The sequence below is a fragment of the Anaerococcus sp. HMSC075B03 genome (assembly GCF_001815585.1).
Lineage (GTDB): Bacteria > Bacillota > Clostridia > Tissierellales > Peptoniphilaceae > Anaerococcus > Anaerococcus vaginalis.
The window spans coordinates 1-229 of the sequence record NZ_KV821163.1 but is presented as its reverse complement, the minus strand read 5'-3'; the positions used below and the strand labels follow the sequence as shown (position 1 = coordinate 229).

1 protein-coding gene is annotated in these 229 nt (G+C 29.7%); it reads right to left on the bottom strand.

The window, feature by feature from the left end; all coding sequences use genetic code 11:
- Positions 1-229 (bottom strand): leucine-rich repeat domain-containing protein (locus HMPREF3045_RS00810; protein ID WP_143269973.1); only part of this gene is annotated, 229 nt, incomplete at both ends.

Here is a 229-nt window from a genome sequence, read left to right as displayed (position 1 = left end):
TTTATTTCTTGAAAAAGCATACTGTTCAATTGTCTTCACAGACTTCGGTATAGTTATTTCTTGAAGGTTATTTCTTTCAAAAGCATTATGTTCAATATTTACCAAAGTATTAGGTAAAGTTACTTCTCTAAGTCCACAATTGAAAAATGCTAAACCACCAAGATAAGTTAGACTATTTGATAGTTTTACTTCATCTATACTTGCTTCGTAAAAGGCAGCATAACCTAAA